The following is an 18,151-nucleotide window of genomic DNA, read 5'->3' on the forward strand; positions in this document are numbered from 1 at the left end:
TCAAGTGCGTTTTATTTTGATTCAGGTTCAAGCATTTTAACCATATTTTCATATTCTTCCCGGAGTTTAAGCAATTCATCCGCCATGTTTAAGGCAGCAAGCACAGCTGCTTGCGACTTGCTCAGTTTTGGGTTGCGTTCAGCCAGTTGCTTCATTTTATGGTTGACATACTGGGCTACTTTCATCATCTGTGCCGGGGAACTATCGCCTTTTAGCGTATAGAACTCGCCAAAGATTTCAACTTCAACCCGGAACTTCTGCTCTTCGGACATAAAACTCCTCCAGGTGTTAATCAAAATAAATAATAGTTATTTCGTCATGCTGCCACAATTTCCTTCACCTTAAAAATATTTTCACAGGCTCTTGCACATTATAGCGCTTTTCAACCTCGCAGCTGGGCTCCAAAACGGCTGGACAACTCGGCGGCAATGGCGGCAGTCACTTCACTAACTTCCGCGTCAGTGAGGGTACGGTCCGCGGCCTGAAACTTCAGCGCGAAAGCCATGCTCTGATAACCTGCGGGAACCTGCTCGCCATGGTAAATATCAAATAAGGATACAGATCTAAGCAGTTTTCCGCCGGTTTTTCGGATTGTTTCCATAATATCCCCGGCCTGGTTTTCCCTTTTCAGCACGATCGCCAAATCCCGTTCTATACCAGGAAACTTGGGCAGCGGATTGTATACCTTTGGCTTTCCTGAAACAGCATACAACCCTTCAAAATCAATTTCAAACGCCACAACCCGCTCAGGCAAATCATATCTCTCCAGAACACTGGGATGCAGTTCGCCAATAATGCCGATTTTGCGTTCCCCCGCGTCCAATGTGGCCGTCCTGCCCGGGTGGAAAGATGGATTGGCTTTTTCCGGATAAAATTTAACATCCTCCGTCCCTAATTCTCTAAAAATACTTTCCAGCACACCCTTTAAGAAATAGAAGTCAAATTCCCGCGGCTGCATTTTCCAGTTTCCGGGCGCCCGTCCCATGGCCGCGGCTGCGAGTACGTGGCGTTCTTCATGAGGATGGCCTTCTTGCCCAGGCGTGAATATTGTGCCAAGTTCAAAAACAGCTCCCTCTTGCATCCTGCGGTTGAAGTTTTTGGCTAGTACCTCCAGCAGCCCGGGAAGCATCATCGTGCGCATTACCGAATGCTCCTCACTGAGCGGGTTCTGTATTTTCACCGTATTCCTGAACGGGCTGTCCGCAGGCAGGTTCATCAGATCAAAAACACGGGGGTTGGTGAAACTGTAGGTTACCACCTCATTAAATCCCGCACCGGCCATGGCATCGGCAATCATTGTCCGGAACGACTGTTCCCTTGTCTTAGCCCCGTGACTTGCGGAGCCGGACGGCAACGTGGCAGGCACCTCGTGATAACCATAAATCCTGGCTACTTCCTCAATCAGGTCTTCCTCAATGCTCACATCAACCCGGTAAGTCGGTACGGTGACCAGCAGGTCCGCACCCGCGTCCTGCACCTTAAACTGAAGCCGGGACAGAATATCAGACGCCTTTTCCTTGGGGATATCCAGCCCAAGAACGTATGTAGCGCGTTTTGGCCTGAACATGATTGTTTTTTCGCTTACCGGTGAGATATAGTTGTCAACAACACCATTCACCACATCACCCGCGTCCATGTCATAAATAAGCTGCGCGGCCCGGTTAATTGCCTGCAGACAGCCGCCGAGATCAATGCCTTTTTCAAAACGCAGGGACGCTTCGGAGCGCAAGCCGAGCGACTTAGAAGTCCGCCTGATGCTGACCGGGTTGAAGTAAGCCGACTCCAGCAAAATCGAAGTTGTGTTATCCGTTACTTCCGTGGACAATCCGCCCATAACCCCCGCCACCGCGACCGGTCCGGACGGGTCGGCGATTACCAGCATATCCTGGTTTAGTTCCCGCAAGACTTCGTCGAGAGAAACCATATTCTCACCATCTTTAGCCCTGCGGACGATAATATGATGGTCGACAAGCTTATCGTAGTCAAAAGCATGCAAGGGCTGGCCCATTTCCAGCATGACATAGTTGGTCACGTCGACAAGGTTGCTAATCGGCCTCATTCCGGCGGCACGCAGGCGTGACTGCATCCACAACGGCGAACGGCCGATCCGGACGTTCTTAATTAAACGCGCTACGTAACGCCGGCACAAATCGGGGGCGTCAATATCCACACGGACCTGTCCGCTGATATTTTCCCCTGTTTCCGGGAAAGAGGGTTCCGCCAGCCGGAACGGCCGCCCGAGCAGCGCGGCCACCTCTCGCGCCACGCCGACTACCGACAGGCAGTCACCGCGGTTTGGCGTAAGATCAAGTTCAAGAATGAAGTCATTCAGACCCAATATTTCTTTCGCGTCACGGCCGAGAGGGGTTCCCGGCGGCAGGATCATAATCCCGTGGGCTTGCTCAGCCGACATAGTTTTTGCGTCAATGCCCAACTCTTGCCCGGAGCACATCATCCCGCGGGACTCCACCCCCCTGAGCTTAGCCCGCTTGATTACAAATCCGCCGGCCAGTTTGGCCCCTTCCAGGGCCACCGGTATGACGTCGCCTTCCTTGACGTTTGTAGCCGCTGTAATTATTTGCAGTTTTTCTTCACCGGTATTCACCCTGGTAATTACCAGCTTGTCAGCGTTGGGGTGCGGGTCAATTTTCTCGATCCGCCCGGTTACCACCCCGCTAATATCCTTGCCCAATTCGGTTACACTTTCCACGGCAATACCCGCGAGAGTAAGCCGGTCGGCAAGTTCTTGCGGCGCTAGAGCAAAATCGACGAAATCCTTTAGCCAATTATAAGATATGTACACGGTCGCAAACCTCCTAAAATCGGTCTTATAAACGCTTCAGCCATTACGGCAATATTATTAAAACTGCTGCAAAAACCGCAAGTCATTTTCGAATAGAATCCGCAAGTCATCAATACCGTATTTCAGCATGGTAATCCGCTCCACACCCAGTCCGAAGGCAAAACCGGTGACCTCTTCCGAATTGTAGCCGGATACTTCCAGCACCCGCGGATGAACCATGCCGCTGCCCAGGATCTCCAACCAGCCGGTGTGCGAGCAAACCCGGCAGCCTTTACCGCCGCACATGACGCAGGAAATATCCACTTCCGCGCTGGGTTCGGTAAAAGGGAAATAACTGGGGCGGAAACGCGTTTTTGTCTTGGGCCCAAATATGTCCCTCATGAAAAGGTCGAGCGTCCCTTTTAAATCACTGAAGGTAATCCGGCGGTCAATGGCCAGACCTTCCACCTGATTGAACATGGGCGAATGGGTGGCGTCATCGTCGCGCCGGTAAACCTTGCCCGGTACAATTACTTTCACCGGCAAACCCGGCACTGTTTTTTCCATGGTGCGCACCTGAACCGGAGATGTGTGGGTGCGCAGCAAAGTGTCGTCACTGATGAAGAAAGTATCCTGCATGTCCCGCGCCGGATGATCCTTGGGCAGGTTAAGCGCCTCAAAGTTGTAGTAATCGGTCTCGATTTCCGGTCCTTCGGCAATGCTATATCCCAATCCCAAAAAGAACTTCTGGATTTCTTCAGTTACTATGGTCAGCGGATGTTTGCCGCCACGCAATAGTGGTGAACCGGGCAAGGTTACGTCAATACCCTCTTCCCGCAAACGCTGCTCCCTGGCTACTTCCTTCAGCGCCGCGGTCCTTGTTGTCAACTCTTTTTCTATTAAAGACCTTACTTCATTGGCAATCTGGCCGATAAGCGGCCTTTCCTCCGCGCTCAGCGCTCCCATGCCCCGCATCACCTGGGTTAGCTCACCTTTTTTCCCCAGATATTTTACCCTCAGCTCATTTAAATCTTCCAGAGTGCCGGCATTCGACAGTTCCCGGAGAGCGTCCGCGCCAATTCGCCGCAACTTCTCTTCCATCAAATCAACCTCCTTTAGCGCATTATACAATAATCGCCTAAAAATAAAAAATCGCCTCTAGCGACTCCCATCAATAAAAAAACCGTCCTCCAGGGACGGATTGTTTTCCGAGATAACCACCCTATCAGGTACGGGGCAAAACAAAACCCGATACTATCTTCCATATAACGGTAGAAGTTCCGGCGGCACCTACTTATTGACACGTTCAGTTGCAGTTCCGGGGTGAATTTCAATGAGCCTTATTCTAGGCGGGCTTTCAGTCCACTGACCCACCCTCCCTGCAGAACACCGGGCATCTACTTATCCCCTTCATCACCATTTATCTGTTGAATTTATTAAAAACTAATGAATTGCCAGCCTCCTGTAAAGCATATAAGCCCTTACCGAACCTGTCGCTTCGAACATCCTCCAAAAAAATTCGGCGGTTAAAAGCATTTAACCACAACCTTTCCTCAATTTTTTGGGGACCTTTCTACGTCATTATACCATACGCCAAAATTGATGACAAGAAAGTTTGTGACCAAATTGTTATGATCATGTGACCAAAAATATCTTAATTATTTATCAACTACTTGTTGAACTGCGCTGGCGCACAGCTTCGTATAGCATTATGGCTGTTGATATCGCCACGTTTAAAGATTCAGCGCGTCCCGGCATCGGAATATGCACGCGTTCAAACACCCCGGACATGACAGTTTCTCCGGGCCCCCGTGGTTCACTGCCGACTACCAAAGCGCAAGATTCAGTCAAATTGCTTTCAAAAATTGCTTTTTCACCACGTGGCATGCCGGCAACCAGTTTGACGCCGTGACGTTTAATAAATAATTCTACTTCCTCAAACGAACTGTTTTGAATAACTGGAATATGAAAAATAGAACCCATAGTGGCCCGCAGCGCTTTCGGGTTGAATATATCGGCTGTCCCTTTCAAAAGAATAACGCCGTCGGCGCCGGCAGCGTCAGACGAACGCACAATAGTACCCATATTCCCTGGATCAAGCACTCCGTCAACCAGCACCAGCAGCCAGGGGTTCACTCCCGCGCGCAAGTCCTCCAGCTTTAGCCGCCGCCACTTTACCACCGCCAAGATGCCCTGTGGCGTGACAGTTTCAGCCAACTCTTTAAAAAATGCCTCTTCCACCTCCAGGACCGGAATATCGTTAAAGGATGCCGCTTCCAGCAAGGCGCGCCCGCGGGAGTTTAACCCCGTATTCCGGCAATAAACCAGCATTTCCACGGTAAAAGATGATGCCAACGCCTCTTCCACAAAACGAACACCCTCGGCCATAAATTTACCTTCCATCTCCCTGAAGCGGCGGTTTGTAAGACGGCGCAAGTATTTTATCCGGGGGTTTTGTCTGCTCAGCAAACTAAAGTTACCTACCTCTCTTCCAGATCTTTGAGTTTATCTTCCCTGCCCACCACTACCAGGATATCTCCAGAATTAACAACTTGTTTGGCTCCGGGGGAGATGATTACTTCATTGCCGCGTCTGATAGCCAGCACAGTGACACCGTGTTTCATCCTTACATCCGCCCTTTCCAAGGTTTGTCCCGCAAATTCTTCCGGCGTGATCAGCTCGACGATGCTGTAGTCCGGGGAAAGATTTATCTGGTCGAGAATGTTCTTGGAAACCAGGGCGTGAGCCACCCTCACTCCCATATCGCGCTCAGGAAAGACCACATTATCAGCTCCGACTCTTTCCAGAACCTTTCCGTGCAGTTCCGTGACCGCTTTTGCCACCACTTTTTTCACACCCATGTCTTTCAGCATTACTGTTACCAGTATGTTTGACTGAATATCCTGCCCGATCGCCACGATCACCACATCAAAATTGCGTATGCCCAACGCTTTTAAAGCCTGCTCATCCATCGCGTCTACTTGGACGGCATAAGTTACACTGTCTTTAATATCATTTACTTTTTCTTCGTTAGTATCAACAGCCAGGACATCATACCCCATTTTGGCAAGGGTCAGCGCCACACTGCCGCCAAATCGCCCCAGTCCAATCACTGCTATCTGTTTCACAGCTTCCCTCCTCCTTCCATAATCATCAGAAATAATCCTCAAGTCTTAAAAAAAAGCATGATAATATTTATCATGCTTTTTGTCATCAGTCAAACCCCATACACATTTTCTCGAGCTCACCCGGTATCAAATTTTAATACCTTAGAGTTTTGCCTTGGCCATCTCAACCAGACGGCCAAAAGATTGGGCGTCGTTAATTGCCATTTCGGCCAGTAATTTTCTATTTATCTCAATGCCCGCCAGTTTGAGCCCGTTCATCAAGCGGCTGTATGAAATGCCGTTCATCCTGGCGGCAGCGTTGATTCTGGCTATCCAAAGCTTCCTGAAATCACGTTTTCTTGCCTTCCGGTCGCGATAGGCGTAAATCAACGACTTCATTACCTGCTGGTTGGCAACCCTGTAGAGTTTGCTTTTTGCACCCCGGTAACCTTTGGCTAATTTCAAGATCTTCTTATGTCTTTTATGTGAAACCACACTGCTTTTCGCCCGTGGCATGTAATATTCCTCCTTTATATGACGAATCTATACAAGTAACGCTAGGGTAACAGCCTCTTCAGGCGACCGGCGTCGACAGCGCTAACAACAGTGGCCTTGCGCAGGTTGCGTTTTCTCTTGGCGCTCTTTTTGCCAAGAATATGGCTGTGAAAAGCATGTGAACCTTTAAACTCCCCGGTAGCCGTCTTTTTAAATCGTTTTGCCGCTCCACGGTGTGTTTTTATTTTAGGCAAGTTAATACACTCCTTCCTAGTTATCCTGTTTTGGTGCTAAAATCATAATCATATTTTTACCTTCTAATTTTGGCTGCCTTTCAACCGTCGAGTATTCACCCAAACATTCCGCCAGCCGGGCCAGTAATTTTTGACCCAGCTGGGTATGGACAATTTCACGTCCGCGGAATATTATAGTTGCTTTGACTTTATCACCATCTTTTAAAAACCTGATAGCGTTTTTTGCTTTTACGTCAAAATCATGATTCTCAATATTGGGCCGGAGTTTTACTTCTTTAATACTGACAATCTTCTGCTTTTTCCTGGCTTCTTTCTCTCGCTTGCTCTGCTCGTACTTATACTTGCCGATGTCCATGATCCGGCAAACAGGCGGTTTCGCGGCAGGAGCAACTTCCACCAGATCAAGTTGCCTTTCCTCAGCCAGCCGTTGAGCCTCTCTAGCAGGCATAATACCGAGTTGGGTCCCTTCGCTGTCAATAACCCTAACTTCTCTAGCCCTGATCTCCTCATTAATACGGAAATCTTTTGTGATAGCGTGTTCACCTCCCAAAAAATAAAAAAGCGGGCATACCCACCCGCTCAAAAGCTAATTACCTATCAAGAAACCTTATGGACTGCGTTTTTAAGGGCGCGTCGTAAGGTGAGAAGCGGATGGCTTCTACTTACTTAACATTTGTTATTTAATGGTTGTATTATAACATATCAAGCTTTACAAGTCAATAAAAAAGCTTATTCATAAAAAAGCTATTCATTCTGTGCTTATTCATTCATTATTTAACCGCCAATTACTGCACACAGTATTAAGCCGCTAGTCCTGACCTTCGATCGAGCCCAAACCGTGCGAATAAAAATGCTCCCGCAAGTGATAGATCAGCTTCTCGGACACGTTAAACTCCTCAGCCATCTCAACGTCTGTTTTATCCTCTTTAAGATCTTCAATAAACCGGTCAAAGTCTACTCCGACTTCACGGGTCATTTCCTTAAGACTGGGCTCACTGCTCCAGGGAACACGGCTTTGTGTGACAAAATCCATGTTATCCATTAATCCACCCCGTTTTTTCAGTATTATACCCAGTATCGGTCAGTCTAAATATAATATTGCGGCATTTATTTTTTTAAATGAGTGCAGTCATTAAACAGCTTTAATATGCCTCTTTCCCATCGCGGGAAATCAACCAGATTCAAGCAGGCATTATCCAAGTGGAGGCGCCATTGCTCATTCAAATTAATCCCCAGCACACTGCAGATAATACTGCGAATGGCTCCTCCATGGGCTACCACTAAAACGGTTTCGTTGTCATGCTTATTAATAATATTTTTTACCTCGTGCACGCAGCGCTCCGTCATCTCCGACAGTTTTTCCCCCTGCAGAATACGTGTGTCTAGAGGGTTGGTCCACCAACTCTCTATTTGTCCGGGATAAACCTCCTCAATCTCCTTCGCGGTCATACCTTCCCAGACCCCGAAATTTAGTTCTCTTAAAGCCGGTGTTGCTATAACCTCAAGTTCATGTGGCCGGGCAACGATCCTTGCGGTTTCATAGGCCCTTGCTAAATCGCTGCTGTAAAAACAATGGATTTTTTCATTGGCCAGGCGCTGTGCCAACATCTCCGCCTGCTCGCGTCCCCGGTCTGATAAAAAGACATCTGAGTGACCTTGAACTTTCAACAAGGCATTCCACGATGTTTCTCCATGCCGCACAAAATAAATCCGGCAAGTCATTCAATTCCCTCCAGTATTTATAAATTATTATTAAACAAGATTTATGCGGAGTACCGGATATACTGCCAGCAACAGCGCCACTTCCAATATTTCGTTGATAAAACCGTATACGTCTCCCGTAAGTCCGCCTAACTTCTTGGTTATTAACAGGCCGGCCAGACAGGTAATCGCCGCACATATCAGAATAAGCCAGACACCTGTCAAGCCCATTAGAAAACCAGCTATTATCACCGCTAAAAAAGTGGACTCCGAGAGTTCTTTAGCACCTGTATTCAACGCATACACCTTTCCCAAACCATCATTTCTGGCATAGGGAAACATTGAAATGGCAATCGTCATTCCCCAACGGCTTAAAGCCGGTACAACCAGCAAAATCCTGGTCAGTTCATTGCCAATTAAATCAAGCCACAGGCAGTACTTCAACAACAACAGGCACACTACCCCGACCACTCCGAAAGCACCCGCCCGGCTGTCACGCATAATCTCTAATTTTCTTTCCCTGGACCGACCGCTGAATAATCCGTCAATGCTGTCCATAAAACCGTCCAGGTGCACACCGCCTGTCAGAACAACCATTCCTACAACAAGCAGCGCCGCCTCAACTTGGGCAGGGTAAATCAACCTTACCGCCCATGCCAAAGCAGTCATAACGGCGCCAAGGCTCAGTCCCACCAGTGGGAAAAACGCTGTCGACTTGCCGCAGGCGACTTCATCAAATGTTATGGCGGGCAAAGGCAACCTGGTAAGTTGATAAAAAGCAAACAAGATACTTTTCAAAAATAAAGCTCCCTTAGGCTTTTAAATGCTATTTTTTAATGCTCGGCTTTTCACAGATCAAGCTCAAACCCGGTACCGGCCGTTGCTTTTAGTTCCAGGGGAAGTCCCGCGATTACCAGATAGACACGGTCAGCTTTGCCGGCCAGAACCTGATTGACTTTGCCGGCCAGATCCCTAAAAGTTCTGCCTAAGGATGCATCCGGGACAATTCCCATGCCAACTTCATTTGACACGACAACCAGATGCGCTCCTGACTTGACACCTTCAGCGAGTCTGGCTGCCTGCGCCAGGATAAACATTTCTTTTTCAGACCTTGTTGCACCCGTCCCTGGTAATTGCTCATCCAGCAGCATGTTGGTCAGCCACAGAGTTATGCAGTCCAGCAGGAACACATCACCTTTACGGCCATTTAATATTACTTCGGCAACGTTTTTCTGCTCCTCAACTGTCTGCCAGTCTCCGGGCCGGGAAGCCTGATGCAGCCGGATCCGTTCGGCCATTTCCTTATCAAGCGGCGCCGCGGTTGCAATATAGGTTATCTTGCCGCCTAAACTAACGGCCACTTTCTCGGCAAACTTACTTTTGCCGCTGCGCGCGCCGCCCAGAATCAAGATCAGCTTACCTTTCATCGATTTACTCACCAATTAGTAATAATAAACCCCGCGCCACCTTGGCCGGGGGAGACTATCAGTCGCATGCCGTTGCAAATTTACCGGCGCTCAATGATCTCTTTCACCTTTATAGTTAGTTCTTCTATTAAATGCGGCAGTGGTTCAGCTTTTAGCCCCACTATATCGACACCCGCCCTGGTTAGCGGCAATAAGATTTTTCTTGCCGGGCTGGAGGCAATTGCCTCAGCCATTTTGGGCGTTAATTCACCCTGCATCGAATTGGCAAATAAAATACTAATTGAGCCGGCGATCAGATCAACTCTCCCGGCGTTAAATAATACGGCATTTTCACCTGTCGCGCCTTCATTCGCGCCTGCGCGCAGCATCATTGAAGTGGCCAGCGCATTGGTCCCTAACGCCAAAATTTCTATTTCTTCGGGTAAACCCCTGCGCAGCCTCTCGGTAATATGTTTACCAATACCACCGCCCTGTCCGTCAATCACCGCAATTCGCATAAACCCCACCGCCAAAAAAAATCATACTGCATTATACCACATTTAAACAGAAAATAAAGACCCTTCGGGTCTTCCTAATTAATTTCATTATATATTTACAAATATTAACAACTGTGTATAATCCTGTGGATATTTATTGTATATTTTAACTTAAACATGCGCCGGTGTAAGCTGTTTGGCGTTCATATCTCCTAATTTCGATTCCAATTCTATTATCTGTAAGTTTTTGTCAAGCAGCCGCTTGGCATAGCGGCGATTATCCCGGTGAAGTTTGTGGTTTTCTTTTTCCAACCTGACAAGAAAACCGGCTCTTTCCTTTTCAGTTCTTTCAATTAAATTCATCAATACTCTTCGGCTAAGCCGCAGTTGCTCAACTTTTTCCTCTAACTCCACGATCCTTCGCCTCAAGTAACAAACATCAATAGTATCTTCCAACGCAGCACCACCTTACCAGAGTCTTAACGCTAGTGCTAGTATATGCGCCGAAAGCAGTAAATAGACGTTGCGGCCATGTCACGCTACTTAGAGGGATTGAGGGCTATTCTCCAATCTTTCATTTCCTGAAGCACGGCATAAGATACCGTTACCATACCAAGGCTTCGACCCTCTTTGTGACCTAAACCATGGTAATCCGATCCGCCTGTTGCGATCAAATTGTATTTTTCAGCCAGCCTGTAATAGTACTCAGATAATTCCCGCGAGTGCGCAGGGTGGAATGCTTCAATTCCCGCCAGACCTTTTGGTACCAGTTCCGGTATAAGTTTACTGGAATTACCAAGTCCGGGATGGGCTAAAACGGGTACCCCGTTGGCTTTCCGGATTAGTTGAACCGCTTCAGCCGGCTCTATCTTATAACGCGGGACATAAGCGGAACATCCCCTGCCAATGTATTTGTCGAAAGCCTCTGTCAAATTAGCAGCAACACCTGCTTCAACCATTGCCGCAGCCAGGTGCGGACGCCCAACCGAACCAGTCCCTGAAATGGCCATTACTCTATCCATCACAACCGGGAAACCCATCATTTGCAGCTTTACAACCATTTGCTCAATACGTTTAATTCTATAGTTGCGAAACAACGAAATTGTCTCTAGAAATTCTTTGCTGGCAAGCTCTAACAAATAACCGAGAATATGTGTTTCCTCTCCATTGGCCTCAGTGCTTAACTCAATACCGGGAATAACTTCTATTTCATAGTCATGACCAGCTTTCAGCGCGGGTTCAACACCTTCTAATGTATCATGATCTGTAATCGCCAGCGCTTTAAGACCGAGCTTTTTCGCACTGGCTACCACTTCTACGGGGCTGTCCATACCATCCGAAGCAGTTGTATGCACGTGCATATCCACCTGCACAGTTGTCCACCTTCTTTCGGCAGTCCAAATGTAACTATAACAGTCAGTAGAAAGAATGAGAGAATGACTTATTGTCTTGAAATATTCTGAATTCTGACTCCTGACTTCTGGATACCCAAACTATTTTATCACCTGCCGCATTACCCTGATAAAGTTGCCGCCGAGTACTTTCTTTATGACATTTTCACTGTATCCCCGTTCTAATAAACCCATGGTTATAACCGGCAGGCGCGAGCAGTCAACCAACCCCAGCGGCAGCCTTTCCGTGCCGTCAAAATCTGAACCAAGCCCCACACAATCCGGCCCGCCGACTGCTATAACATGTTCAATATGAGCAAGAACATGATCTACTGAAGTATTCTCACCGCCGAGAAAGTCAGGCACGAAAGTGACCCCTATTACACCCCCGCGCTCTGCTAGCGCCTTAATCTGTTCGTCAGTTAAATTCCTGGGGTGATCGCAAAGCGCCCGGCAATTAGAGTGAGAAGCGATTATCGGCTGGCGTGATGTTCTCAAGACATCCCAGAAACCTTGTTCGGACAGGTGAGATACATCCACCAGCAATCCGAGGTCGTTCATTTCTCTTACAACCGCAATCCCAAACTCCGTCAAGCCTTCTCCGGGACAGTCTTCTCCAGCACCGGCGCCCAGCTCATTCCGCCCATTCCAGGTCAAGGTGATACTGCGAACCCCCAATCTATATAATACACGCAAAATACCAAGGCTTCCCGCCAGCGCCTCGCCGCCCTCAACGGAAAGAAAAGCGGCAATCTTGCCGGACGTTATTGCCTTATTAATATCATTCATACTTTTTGCGTGTAAAATCACATCATTATTGCTTTCTATCTCCCGATAAAATAAATCGACAAGCTCCAATACCCTTCTCACCGCCGTACTTTTAAATTCAGGAGCGATAAACGCAGCAAAGAACTGAACATTTATCTTCCCGGTTCTCAAACGGGGCAGATCCAGATGACCTAAGCCCGGGCATCCGGCAAGCGGCCTGCCCTCATCAAGCATGGCGGTAAGCGTGTCGCAATGGGTATCCAATACGATACTTTCACAATGTAATGCTTCAGCTTTCCTTTTAATAATATGCTCCAAAATGTTCCTCCAATAAAAAACCCTGTTTATCAAGATAAATAAACAGGACCTGCTAATTAAATACTAAAAGTGTAATATTTTTATCTCGGTTCAACAATTAATTTAATGGCAGTTCTCTCTTCCCCGTCAATAATTATATCCGTAAAGGCAGGTATGCAAATCAAGTCTACCCCACTCGGCGCCACAAATCCTCTGGCGATCGCCACCGCTTTTACTGCCTGATTAAGCGCGCCTGCTCCGATTGCCTGCATTTCGGCACAACCTCGCTCCCGCAGTACACCAGCCAGGGCACCGGCAACAGAATTTGGATTGGACTTTGCTGAAACTTTTAAGACATCCATTTAAGCTACCTCCCTCATTACAAAAAATGTGAATATGCTGCAAGGTTTGTTACCCTGTACTTCCCGTATAAAAAATATATTCGCGAGCGGTCGGAAAATACCTCTTTACTAAATGAAAAATGTTCAACCCAAAAAAAGCTGCGCTACTCGTAATTTTGAATCCTGCTAATCGACACGGCTTCCCCGGTTATCTCATCAATGTCAATAATTACTCCATTGAACTGAAAAAGACCGGTTGCGACTTCAAATTTCAGGGGAAGTTGCGTTATGAAACGTTTAATGACAATTTCTTTCTTAGCGCCGATAACTGAATCACACGGACCGGTCATACCTAAATCAGTAATATAGGCAGTACCGCCGGGCAGGATACGTTCATCAGCAGTCTGTACATGTGTATGCGTACCGCACACTGCCGAAACCCGGCCGGCAAGATACCATCCCATGGCTATTTTTTCCGAGGTAGCCTCGGCATGAAAATCTACAACTACCACTCTTGCCTTCTCTGATAAAAACTTTAACATTTCATCCGCCTTGCGGAAAGGACAGTCTAGCGGTTGCATGAAGGCCCTTCCGGAGAGATTTATTACCGCAACTTTAACCTTTCCCTTGGTTTCATAGATATCAGCGCCGGTGCCTGGAGAGCCGGGCGGATAATTAGCCGGCCTGACTATTCGTTTCTCATGGGCAATATAGTTTAAAGCCTCTTTCTTATTCCAAACATGATTGCCCATCGTGAGGATATCCACTCCCGCGGCAAATAATTCCTGGGCAGTTTCCCTGGTTATGCCGTTGCCGCCGGCAGCGTTCTCACCGTTCGCGATAACCATATCCAACTCATGTTCATGTTTCAATTCTTTTAAGGTAACCTGCACGGCATTCCTGCCCGGGCGTCCGACAACATCACCGATCATCAACAAACGCATGTTTTTGACCTCCTTTTTATTTGTCGAACACCAATACCCTGCCCTCCTCGCGAAAAGCAAACAGGTACTTGTCTTGACTGGTGCCTTTTATTCTTTCAAGCATATGCCCGATCATCTCTTCCTGGGCCACTATTTCTTCTTCAATATATTGATCATATCCTTCGGTTACAAGATTATTATTAAAACATTGACGAAATAATTCCACAATCAATGTTATTTCTTCCTGGAACAGGGTATTTACATCGCGCTGTACTTCAATGATGGTAAGATTATCACATATTTGACTATTCAAAGAAATAATACTGTTTTTCCTGCCTTCCAGCTGGTTGTACACTTCTATGCTATTGAGCAATCTTGCTTTCAAATTATCTAATTCATTTTCTATCAATACTTTTGAATAGATAAAGGTAAACCTGATCAGCTGTTTCTCCGGGTCGAAATTTATTGCAGCCACTTCCGGGTAGCAGACCAAAATGGAAATTAACAGGCCCACACTGCCGTTAACATCGTTGCTTTTACCATCATAGTTAAATCCCAATAAATTCACCTTCCCCTAAGAAACCTAGTGAAACATGTATAGATTCTGTTTATCATAAAAGATTCCTGCTTTTTTTCACGTAATGGTTTTAAAAAAATATTTCCATGAATAATTTATCGTTGGCAGATCTCAAAGAATACAAAAAACGGCCCCTTATAGAGCCGTTTTTTTACTTATTTTGCGTACTCAACCACTCTGGTTTCCCGGATGCTCACAACTTTGATCTGCCCCGGATAGTCCAATTCGTTCTCTATTCTTTTAGCAATGTCCCGCACCAACCGAATAGCGCCTATGTCATCAATTTTATCAGGTTTTACCATGATGCGTACTTCACGCCCCGCTTGAATCGCGTATGATTTCTCCACTCCCTCAAAGGAGTTGGCAATCTCCTCCAGTTTAGTGAGGCGTTTGATATATGCTTCCAGCGTTTCCCGGCGCGCGCCGGGCCGAGCAGCGGAAATCGCGTCGGCAGCCTGCACCAGAACAGCAATAATGGTTTTAGGATCTTCGTCTCCGTGATGGGAAGCAATGGCATGAACAATATCATGCGATTCCTTGTATTTCTTAGCCAGGTCAACACCGATAGTGACATGCGGCCCTTCCACTTCGTGGTCAACCGACTTGCCGATATCGTGCAATAAACCGGCTCTTTTTGCCATTTGGATATCAATTCCCAGTTCAGAAGCCATCAGACCAGCCAGGTGGGCAACTTCAATTGAATGTTTTAATATATTCTGGCCATAACTTGTACGGAATTTTAAGCGCCCCAAAAGAATGACCAGTTCGGGGTGAATACCGTGCACACCTGTTTCAAAGGTCGCCTGTTCTCCAGCCTCCCTAATTTGGTTGTTGACCTCTTTTTTGGCTTTTTCAACCATTTCCTCAATGCGCGCCGGATGGATCCTGCCGTCAACGATCAGCTTTTCCAGAGCAATCCTTGCCACTTCTCTCCGGATCGGATCAAAACCTGACAAAATCACAGCTTCCGGTGTATCATCAATAATGAGATCTATTCCCGTTAGCGTTTCAAAAGCACGAATATTTCTACCCTCACGTCCGATAATACGTCCTTTCATTTCATCACTGGGCAACGGGATCACCGCTACTGTCGTCTCGGCGACATGATCCGCCGCGCACCTCTGAATAGCTAGAGAAATAACATCGCGAGCCCGTTTTTCCCCTTCTTCTTTAGCCTTGTTTTCCATGTCTTTGATCATTATTGCTACTTCATGCTGTATTTCTTTTTCAATATCAGTAAGCAGGATCTGCCTCGCTTCTTCAGATGTCATGCCTGATATCCGTTCCAATTCACCAAGCTGTTTTTTATAAACCTCTGCGATTTTATTTTTAACAGCTTCTATTTCCGTTTCTTTCCGGCTTAAAGCCACCTCTTTCTTTTCTATTGAGTCAGCTTTGCGGTCCAAGTTTTCTTCCTTCTGAACTAACCTGCGTTCCGCTCTTTGAAGCTCCCCCCTGCGCTCCCGGTTTTCTTTCTCAACTTCATTGCGCAGTTTCAGAACCTCTTCTTTGGTCTCCAGAATTGCTTCCCGCTTTTTAGCTTCAGCATTCTTTTCCGCTTCATCAATTATTTTCTTTGCTTCGCTCTCAGCGGAAGTAATCTTAGCTTCCGCCAAGTATTTTCTTAAAAAATACCCTACCACAAAAGATGCCAGTACAGATCCTATAATAATTATAATCATATTAAATTCCAATACCTTTTTTCACCCCCTTTTTTGATGAGTTTTATTCCAGCAACAAAAAAAAACCGAGTATAACTCGGTCGAAAATGAACAGACACTACTATTTATTCTTGTCCAGATCACGGAAAGAAAAAACCTCAAATGGGCACCTTCCTAAAGTCCGGTTCAACAAACCAAACCGAACTTCGACCTTAGGAACTATTGGATTTTATCTATAATAAAACCCGTACGTAGTAGTATCCAATTCTATTTTCTCCCATATTAGATTGTACAGGTTTTTTCAAAAAAAGTCAAGCTAAAACCCGGCAGGCACAAACCCGGGAGGATAAATTCAGTCTCTGTCGCCATCTTTAATCCCGCGTTGTATCTTACTAATTACTTCACATGTAAAACCACGCCGGTTAAGCGAACCTACCAGCCGCGGAAGATTACACTCCCCATTACTACGGATCATTTCCTTTTTCACTAATTTCATAGCAGTGATATATTCCCTGTCATCTCCCAATTCATCCAGAACCTCTTCAATGATCTTAACGCTGATTCCCTTGTCCCGCAGTTCTTGCCTTAACCCACTGAATCCTCTTTTACCCAGTCTCCGGTCCACCCAGCAACGGGCGAATTCTTTGTCGTTGATATAGCCATACTCCCCCAAAACATCTAAAACCGGGTGCGACACTTCGGGGGTAAAGCCTTTCCGCTCCAGATATTGTTCCAGCTCATGCCTGGAACGCCGGCGGAGTGCCAGCATCCTTAAAGCTAATGACCTGGCCTTTTTAAGTTCATTTTTCATTATTTATTTAAATCGCCCTCTGCCGCGCCCGCAGTCGAAGGAGCAACTTTAACACCGGCAAGATTATGCGCCAGTCGAACTTTTTGCTCAATTTCTTTCGCCATGTCAGGATGTTCTTTTAAGAATTCTTTGACATTTTCCCGGCCTTGACCCAGCCTGTCATCATTGTAGGAGTACCAGGCTCCGCTTTTGTTAATAATGTTTAAATCAGCGGCAATGTCCAGAATGCTGCCTTCTTTGGATATTCCCGTACCGTACATGATGTCGAAGTCGGCCTGTTTAAAAGGCGGCGCCATTTTATTTTTCACCACCTTGACTCTGGTGCGGTTCCCAATAATATCGGTACCTTGCTTGATATTTTCCTGTTTACGCACTTCCATGCGAATTGAAGCATAAAATTTCAAGGCGCGCCCGCCGGTGGTAGTTTCAGGCGAGCCGTACATGATACCGACTTTTTCCCGGATCTGGTTAATAAAGACTACTGTTGTATGCGACTTGCTGATCGACCCGGTGAGCTTGCGCAACGCCTGGGACATCAGCCGCGCCTGCAATCCAACGTGTGAGTCTCCCATCTCCCCCTCAATCTCAGCACGTGGCACCAGGGCGGCTACAGAATCGATAACGATGACATCTATAGCTCCGCTGCGCACCAATGCCTCGGCAATTTCCAGCGCCTGCTCACCGGTATCCGGCTGGGACACCAGCAGGTTCTCAATATCTACTCCCAGGTTCCTGGCATATGCTGGATCGAGGGCGTGCTCGGCATCGATAAAAGCCGCCGCCCCACCTGTCTTCTGGGCCTCGGCGATGATGTGGAGAGCCACGGTTGTCTTCCCGGAAGATTCCGGCCCAAATATCTCTATTACCCTGCCGCGCGGCACTCCCCCGATGCCAAGAGCGATATCCAGCGCCAGAGTGCCTGTTGGAATAACCTCAACATTTAAATTAGCGGAGGCTTCTCCAAGCTTCATAATCGAACCCTTGCCGAATTGCCGTTCTATCTGCGTCAGCGCCAGTTCCAAAGCTTTTTGTTTATCAGACAAAAGCATTACCTCCATGTTCAGAGAATCATTACAAAAAGAACGTTTGTTCGTCCCCAGCTAATTATATGTCGCTTTTCAATTTATGTCAATAAAAATA

General features: G+C 47.0%; 23 protein-coding genes and 1 other annotated feature. All 23 genes read right to left on the bottom strand.

Features of this window, described 5'->3' with window-relative positions; all coding sequences use genetic code 11:
- Positions 1-11 precede the first annotated feature (11 nt).
- Positions 12-272 (bottom strand): cell division protein ZapA, encoded by a 261-nt coding sequence (locus L9W92_RS08810; RefSeq protein WP_240083385.1) that lies wholly within the window; start codon positions 270-272, stop codon positions 12-14.
- A 110-nt stretch (positions 273-382) separates the two neighbouring features.
- Entirely contained in the window at positions 383-2,803 is a 2,421-nt protein-coding gene (gene pheT, locus L9W92_RS08815; protein WP_240083386.1) for a phenylalanine--tRNA ligase subunit beta, read from the bottom strand.
- 57 nt (positions 2,804-2,860) lie between these two features.
- Positions 2,861-3,883 (bottom strand): phenylalanine--tRNA ligase subunit alpha, encoded by a 1,023-nt coding sequence (pheS, locus tag L9W92_RS08820; RefSeq protein WP_240083387.1) that lies wholly within the window; start codon positions 3,881-3,883, stop codon positions 2,861-2,863.
- 342 nt (positions 3,884-4,225) lie between these two features.
- Positions 4,226-4,318: a YqzL family protein gene (locus tag L9W92_RS08825; RefSeq protein ID WP_282442325.1), complete on the bottom strand. Its 93-nt coding sequence runs from the start codon at positions 4,316-4,318 to the stop codon at positions 4,226-4,228.
- A gap of 129 nt (positions 4,319-4,447) precedes the next feature.
- The gene (locus L9W92_RS08830) at positions 4,448-5,251 is read right to left on the bottom strand and encodes a TrmH family RNA methyltransferase (RefSeq protein ID WP_240083388.1); all 804 of its coding nucleotides are present in this window, start codon (positions 5,249-5,251) and stop codon (positions 4,448-4,450) included.
- A gap of 11 nt (positions 5,252-5,262) precedes the next feature.
- Complete coding sequence (locus L9W92_RS08835) at positions 5,263-5,910, bottom strand: potassium channel family protein (protein ID WP_240083389.1); 648 nt, start codon at positions 5,908-5,910, stop codon at positions 5,263-5,265.
- Between the two features lie 141 nt (positions 5,911-6,051).
- Positions 6,052-6,405 carry a 50S ribosomal protein L20 gene (gene rplT, locus L9W92_RS08840; protein WP_240083390.1) on the bottom strand — a complete coding sequence of 118 codons (354 nt, stop codon included), beginning with the start codon at positions 6,403-6,405 and terminating at the stop codon, positions 6,052-6,054.
- Positions 6,406-6,446: 41 nt separating this feature from the next.
- Complete coding sequence (rpmI, locus tag L9W92_RS08845; protein WP_240083391.1) at positions 6,447-6,638, bottom strand: 50S ribosomal protein L35; 192 nt, start codon at positions 6,636-6,638, stop codon at positions 6,447-6,449.
- Positions 6,639-6,654: 16 nt separating this feature from the next.
- A complete protein-coding gene (infC, locus tag L9W92_RS08850) occupies positions 6,655-7,170 on the bottom strand; it encodes a translation initiation factor IF-3 (RefSeq protein ID WP_240083428.1) in 516 nt (171 codons plus the stop codon).
- 15 nt (positions 7,171-7,185) lie between these two features.
- Positions 7,186-7,308: a sequence feature (ribosomal protein L20 leader region), on the bottom strand.
- 138 nt (positions 7,309-7,446) lie between these two features.
- A complete protein-coding gene (locus tag L9W92_RS08855) occupies positions 7,447-7,671 on the bottom strand; it encodes a helix-turn-helix domain-containing protein (protein WP_240083429.1) in 225 nt (74 codons plus the stop codon).
- Positions 7,672-7,745: 74 nt separating this feature from the next.
- Positions 7,746-8,360: an alpha-ribazole phosphatase gene (cobC, locus tag L9W92_RS08860; protein ID WP_240083392.1), complete on the bottom strand. Its 615-nt coding sequence runs from the start codon at positions 8,358-8,360 to the stop codon at positions 7,746-7,748.
- 30 nt (positions 8,361-8,390) lie between these two features.
- On the bottom strand, positions 8,391-9,137 hold the full coding sequence (gene cobS / locus L9W92_RS08865) for an adenosylcobinamide-GDP ribazoletransferase (RefSeq protein WP_240083393.1): 747 nt from the start codon (positions 9,135-9,137) through the stop codon (positions 8,391-8,393).
- A gap of 50 nt (positions 9,138-9,187) precedes the next feature.
- Complete coding sequence (gene cobU, locus L9W92_RS08870; RefSeq protein ID WP_312038079.1) at positions 9,188-9,778, bottom strand: bifunctional adenosylcobinamide kinase/adenosylcobinamide-phosphate guanylyltransferase; 591 nt, start codon at positions 9,776-9,778, stop codon at positions 9,188-9,190.
- Between the two features lie 68 nt (positions 9,779-9,846).
- The gene (locus L9W92_RS08875) at positions 9,847-10,263 is read right to left on the bottom strand and encodes a DUF3842 family protein (protein WP_240083394.1); all 417 of its coding nucleotides are present in this window, start codon (positions 10,261-10,263) and stop codon (positions 9,847-9,849) included.
- A gap of 150 nt (positions 10,264-10,413) precedes the next feature.
- Positions 10,414-10,698, bottom strand: coding sequence for a translation initiation factor 2 (locus L9W92_RS08880; RefSeq protein ID WP_240083395.1), 285 nt, complete (start codon positions 10,696-10,698; stop codon positions 10,414-10,416).
- A gap of 83 nt (positions 10,699-10,781) precedes the next feature.
- Positions 10,782-11,615 (bottom strand): PHP domain-containing protein, encoded by an 834-nt coding sequence (locus tag L9W92_RS08885; protein ID WP_240083396.1) that lies wholly within the window; start codon positions 11,613-11,615, stop codon positions 10,782-10,784.
- A gap of 120 nt (positions 11,616-11,735) precedes the next feature.
- Entirely contained in the window at positions 11,736-12,719 is a 984-nt protein-coding gene (locus tag L9W92_RS08890) for a dipeptidase (protein WP_240083397.1), read from the bottom strand.
- A gap of 80 nt (positions 12,720-12,799) precedes the next feature.
- On the bottom strand, positions 12,800-13,060 hold the full coding sequence (locus L9W92_RS08895) for a stage V sporulation protein S (protein ID WP_134217659.1): 261 nt from the start codon (positions 13,058-13,060) through the stop codon (positions 12,800-12,802).
- Between the two features lie 143 nt (positions 13,061-13,203).
- On the bottom strand, positions 13,204-13,983 hold the full coding sequence (locus L9W92_RS08900) for a TIGR00282 family metallophosphoesterase (RefSeq protein ID WP_240083398.1): 780 nt from the start codon (positions 13,981-13,983) through the stop codon (positions 13,204-13,206).
- A gap of 16 nt (positions 13,984-13,999) precedes the next feature.
- Positions 14,000-14,530 (bottom strand): hypothetical protein, encoded by a 531-nt coding sequence (locus L9W92_RS08905; protein ID WP_353681849.1) that lies wholly within the window; start codon positions 14,528-14,530, stop codon positions 14,000-14,002.
- Positions 14,531-14,694: 164 nt separating this feature from the next.
- On the bottom strand, positions 14,695-16,221 hold the full coding sequence (gene rny, locus L9W92_RS08910; protein ID WP_240083431.1) for a ribonuclease Y: 1,527 nt from the start codon (positions 16,219-16,221) through the stop codon (positions 14,695-14,697).
- Positions 16,222-16,552: 331 nt separating this feature from the next.
- Positions 16,553-17,011, bottom strand: a complete 459-nt coding sequence (locus tag L9W92_RS08915; protein ID WP_240083400.1) for a regulatory protein RecX — start codon at positions 17,009-17,011, stop codon at positions 16,553-16,555.
- On the bottom strand, positions 17,011-18,060 hold the full coding sequence (gene recA, locus L9W92_RS08920) for a recombinase RecA (protein ID WP_240083401.1): 1,050 nt from the start codon (positions 18,058-18,060) through the stop codon (positions 17,011-17,013). Before recA ends, L9W92_RS08915 begins: the two co-directional genes overlap by 1 nt.
- Positions 18,061-18,151 lie beyond the last annotated feature (91 nt).

The sequence above is a fragment of the Pelotomaculum terephthalicicum JT genome (assembly GCF_022410535.1).
GTDB classification, from domain to species: Bacteria; Bacillota; Desulfotomaculia; order Desulfotomaculales; family Pelotomaculaceae; genus Pelotomaculum_D; species Pelotomaculum_D terephthalicicum.

Coding starts and splice junctions, on each gene's coding strand:
- L9W92_RS08810 (WP_240083385.1), bottom strand. CDS start 272: ATGTCCGAAGAGCAGAAGTTCCGGGTTGAAGTTGAAATCTTTGGCGAG.
- pheS (WP_240083387.1), bottom strand. CDS start 3,883: ATGGAAGAGAAGTTGCGGCGAATTGGCGCGGACGCTCTCCGGGAACTG.
- L9W92_RS08825 (WP_282442325.1), bottom strand. CDS start 4,318: ATGCTTTTAACCGCCGAATTTTTTTGGAGGATGTTCGAAGCGACAGGT.
- rplT (WP_240083390.1), bottom strand. CDS start 6,405: ATGCCACGGGCGAAAAGCAGTGTGGTTTCACATAAAAGACATAAGAAG.
- L9W92_RS08855 (WP_240083429.1), bottom strand. CDS start 7,671: ATGGATTTTGTCACACAAAGCCGTGTTCCCTGGAGCAGTGAGCCCAGT.
- cobC (WP_240083392.1), bottom strand. CDS start 8,360: ATGACTTGCCGGATTTATTTTGTGCGGCATGGAGAAACATCGTGGAAT.
- L9W92_RS08875 (WP_240083394.1), bottom strand. CDS start 10,263: ATGCGAATTGCGGTGATTGACGGACAGGGCGGTGGTATTGGTAAACAT.
- L9W92_RS08895 (WP_134217659.1), bottom strand. CDS start 13,060: ATGGATGTCTTAAAAGTTTCAGCAAAGTCCAATCCAAATTCTGTTGCC.
- L9W92_RS08900 (WP_240083398.1), bottom strand. CDS start 13,983: ATGCGTTTGTTGATGATCGGTGATGTTGTCGGACGCCCGGGCAGGAAT.
- rny (WP_240083431.1), bottom strand. CDS start 16,221: ATGATTATAATTATTATAGGATCTGTACTGGCATCTTTTGTGGTAGGG.
- L9W92_RS08915 (WP_240083400.1), bottom strand. CDS start 17,011: ATGAAAAATGAACTTAAAAAGGCCAGGTCATTAGCTTTAAGGATGCTG.
- recA (WP_240083401.1), bottom strand. CDS start 18,060: ATGCTTTTGTCTGATAAACAAAAAGCTTTGGAACTGGCGCTGACGCAG.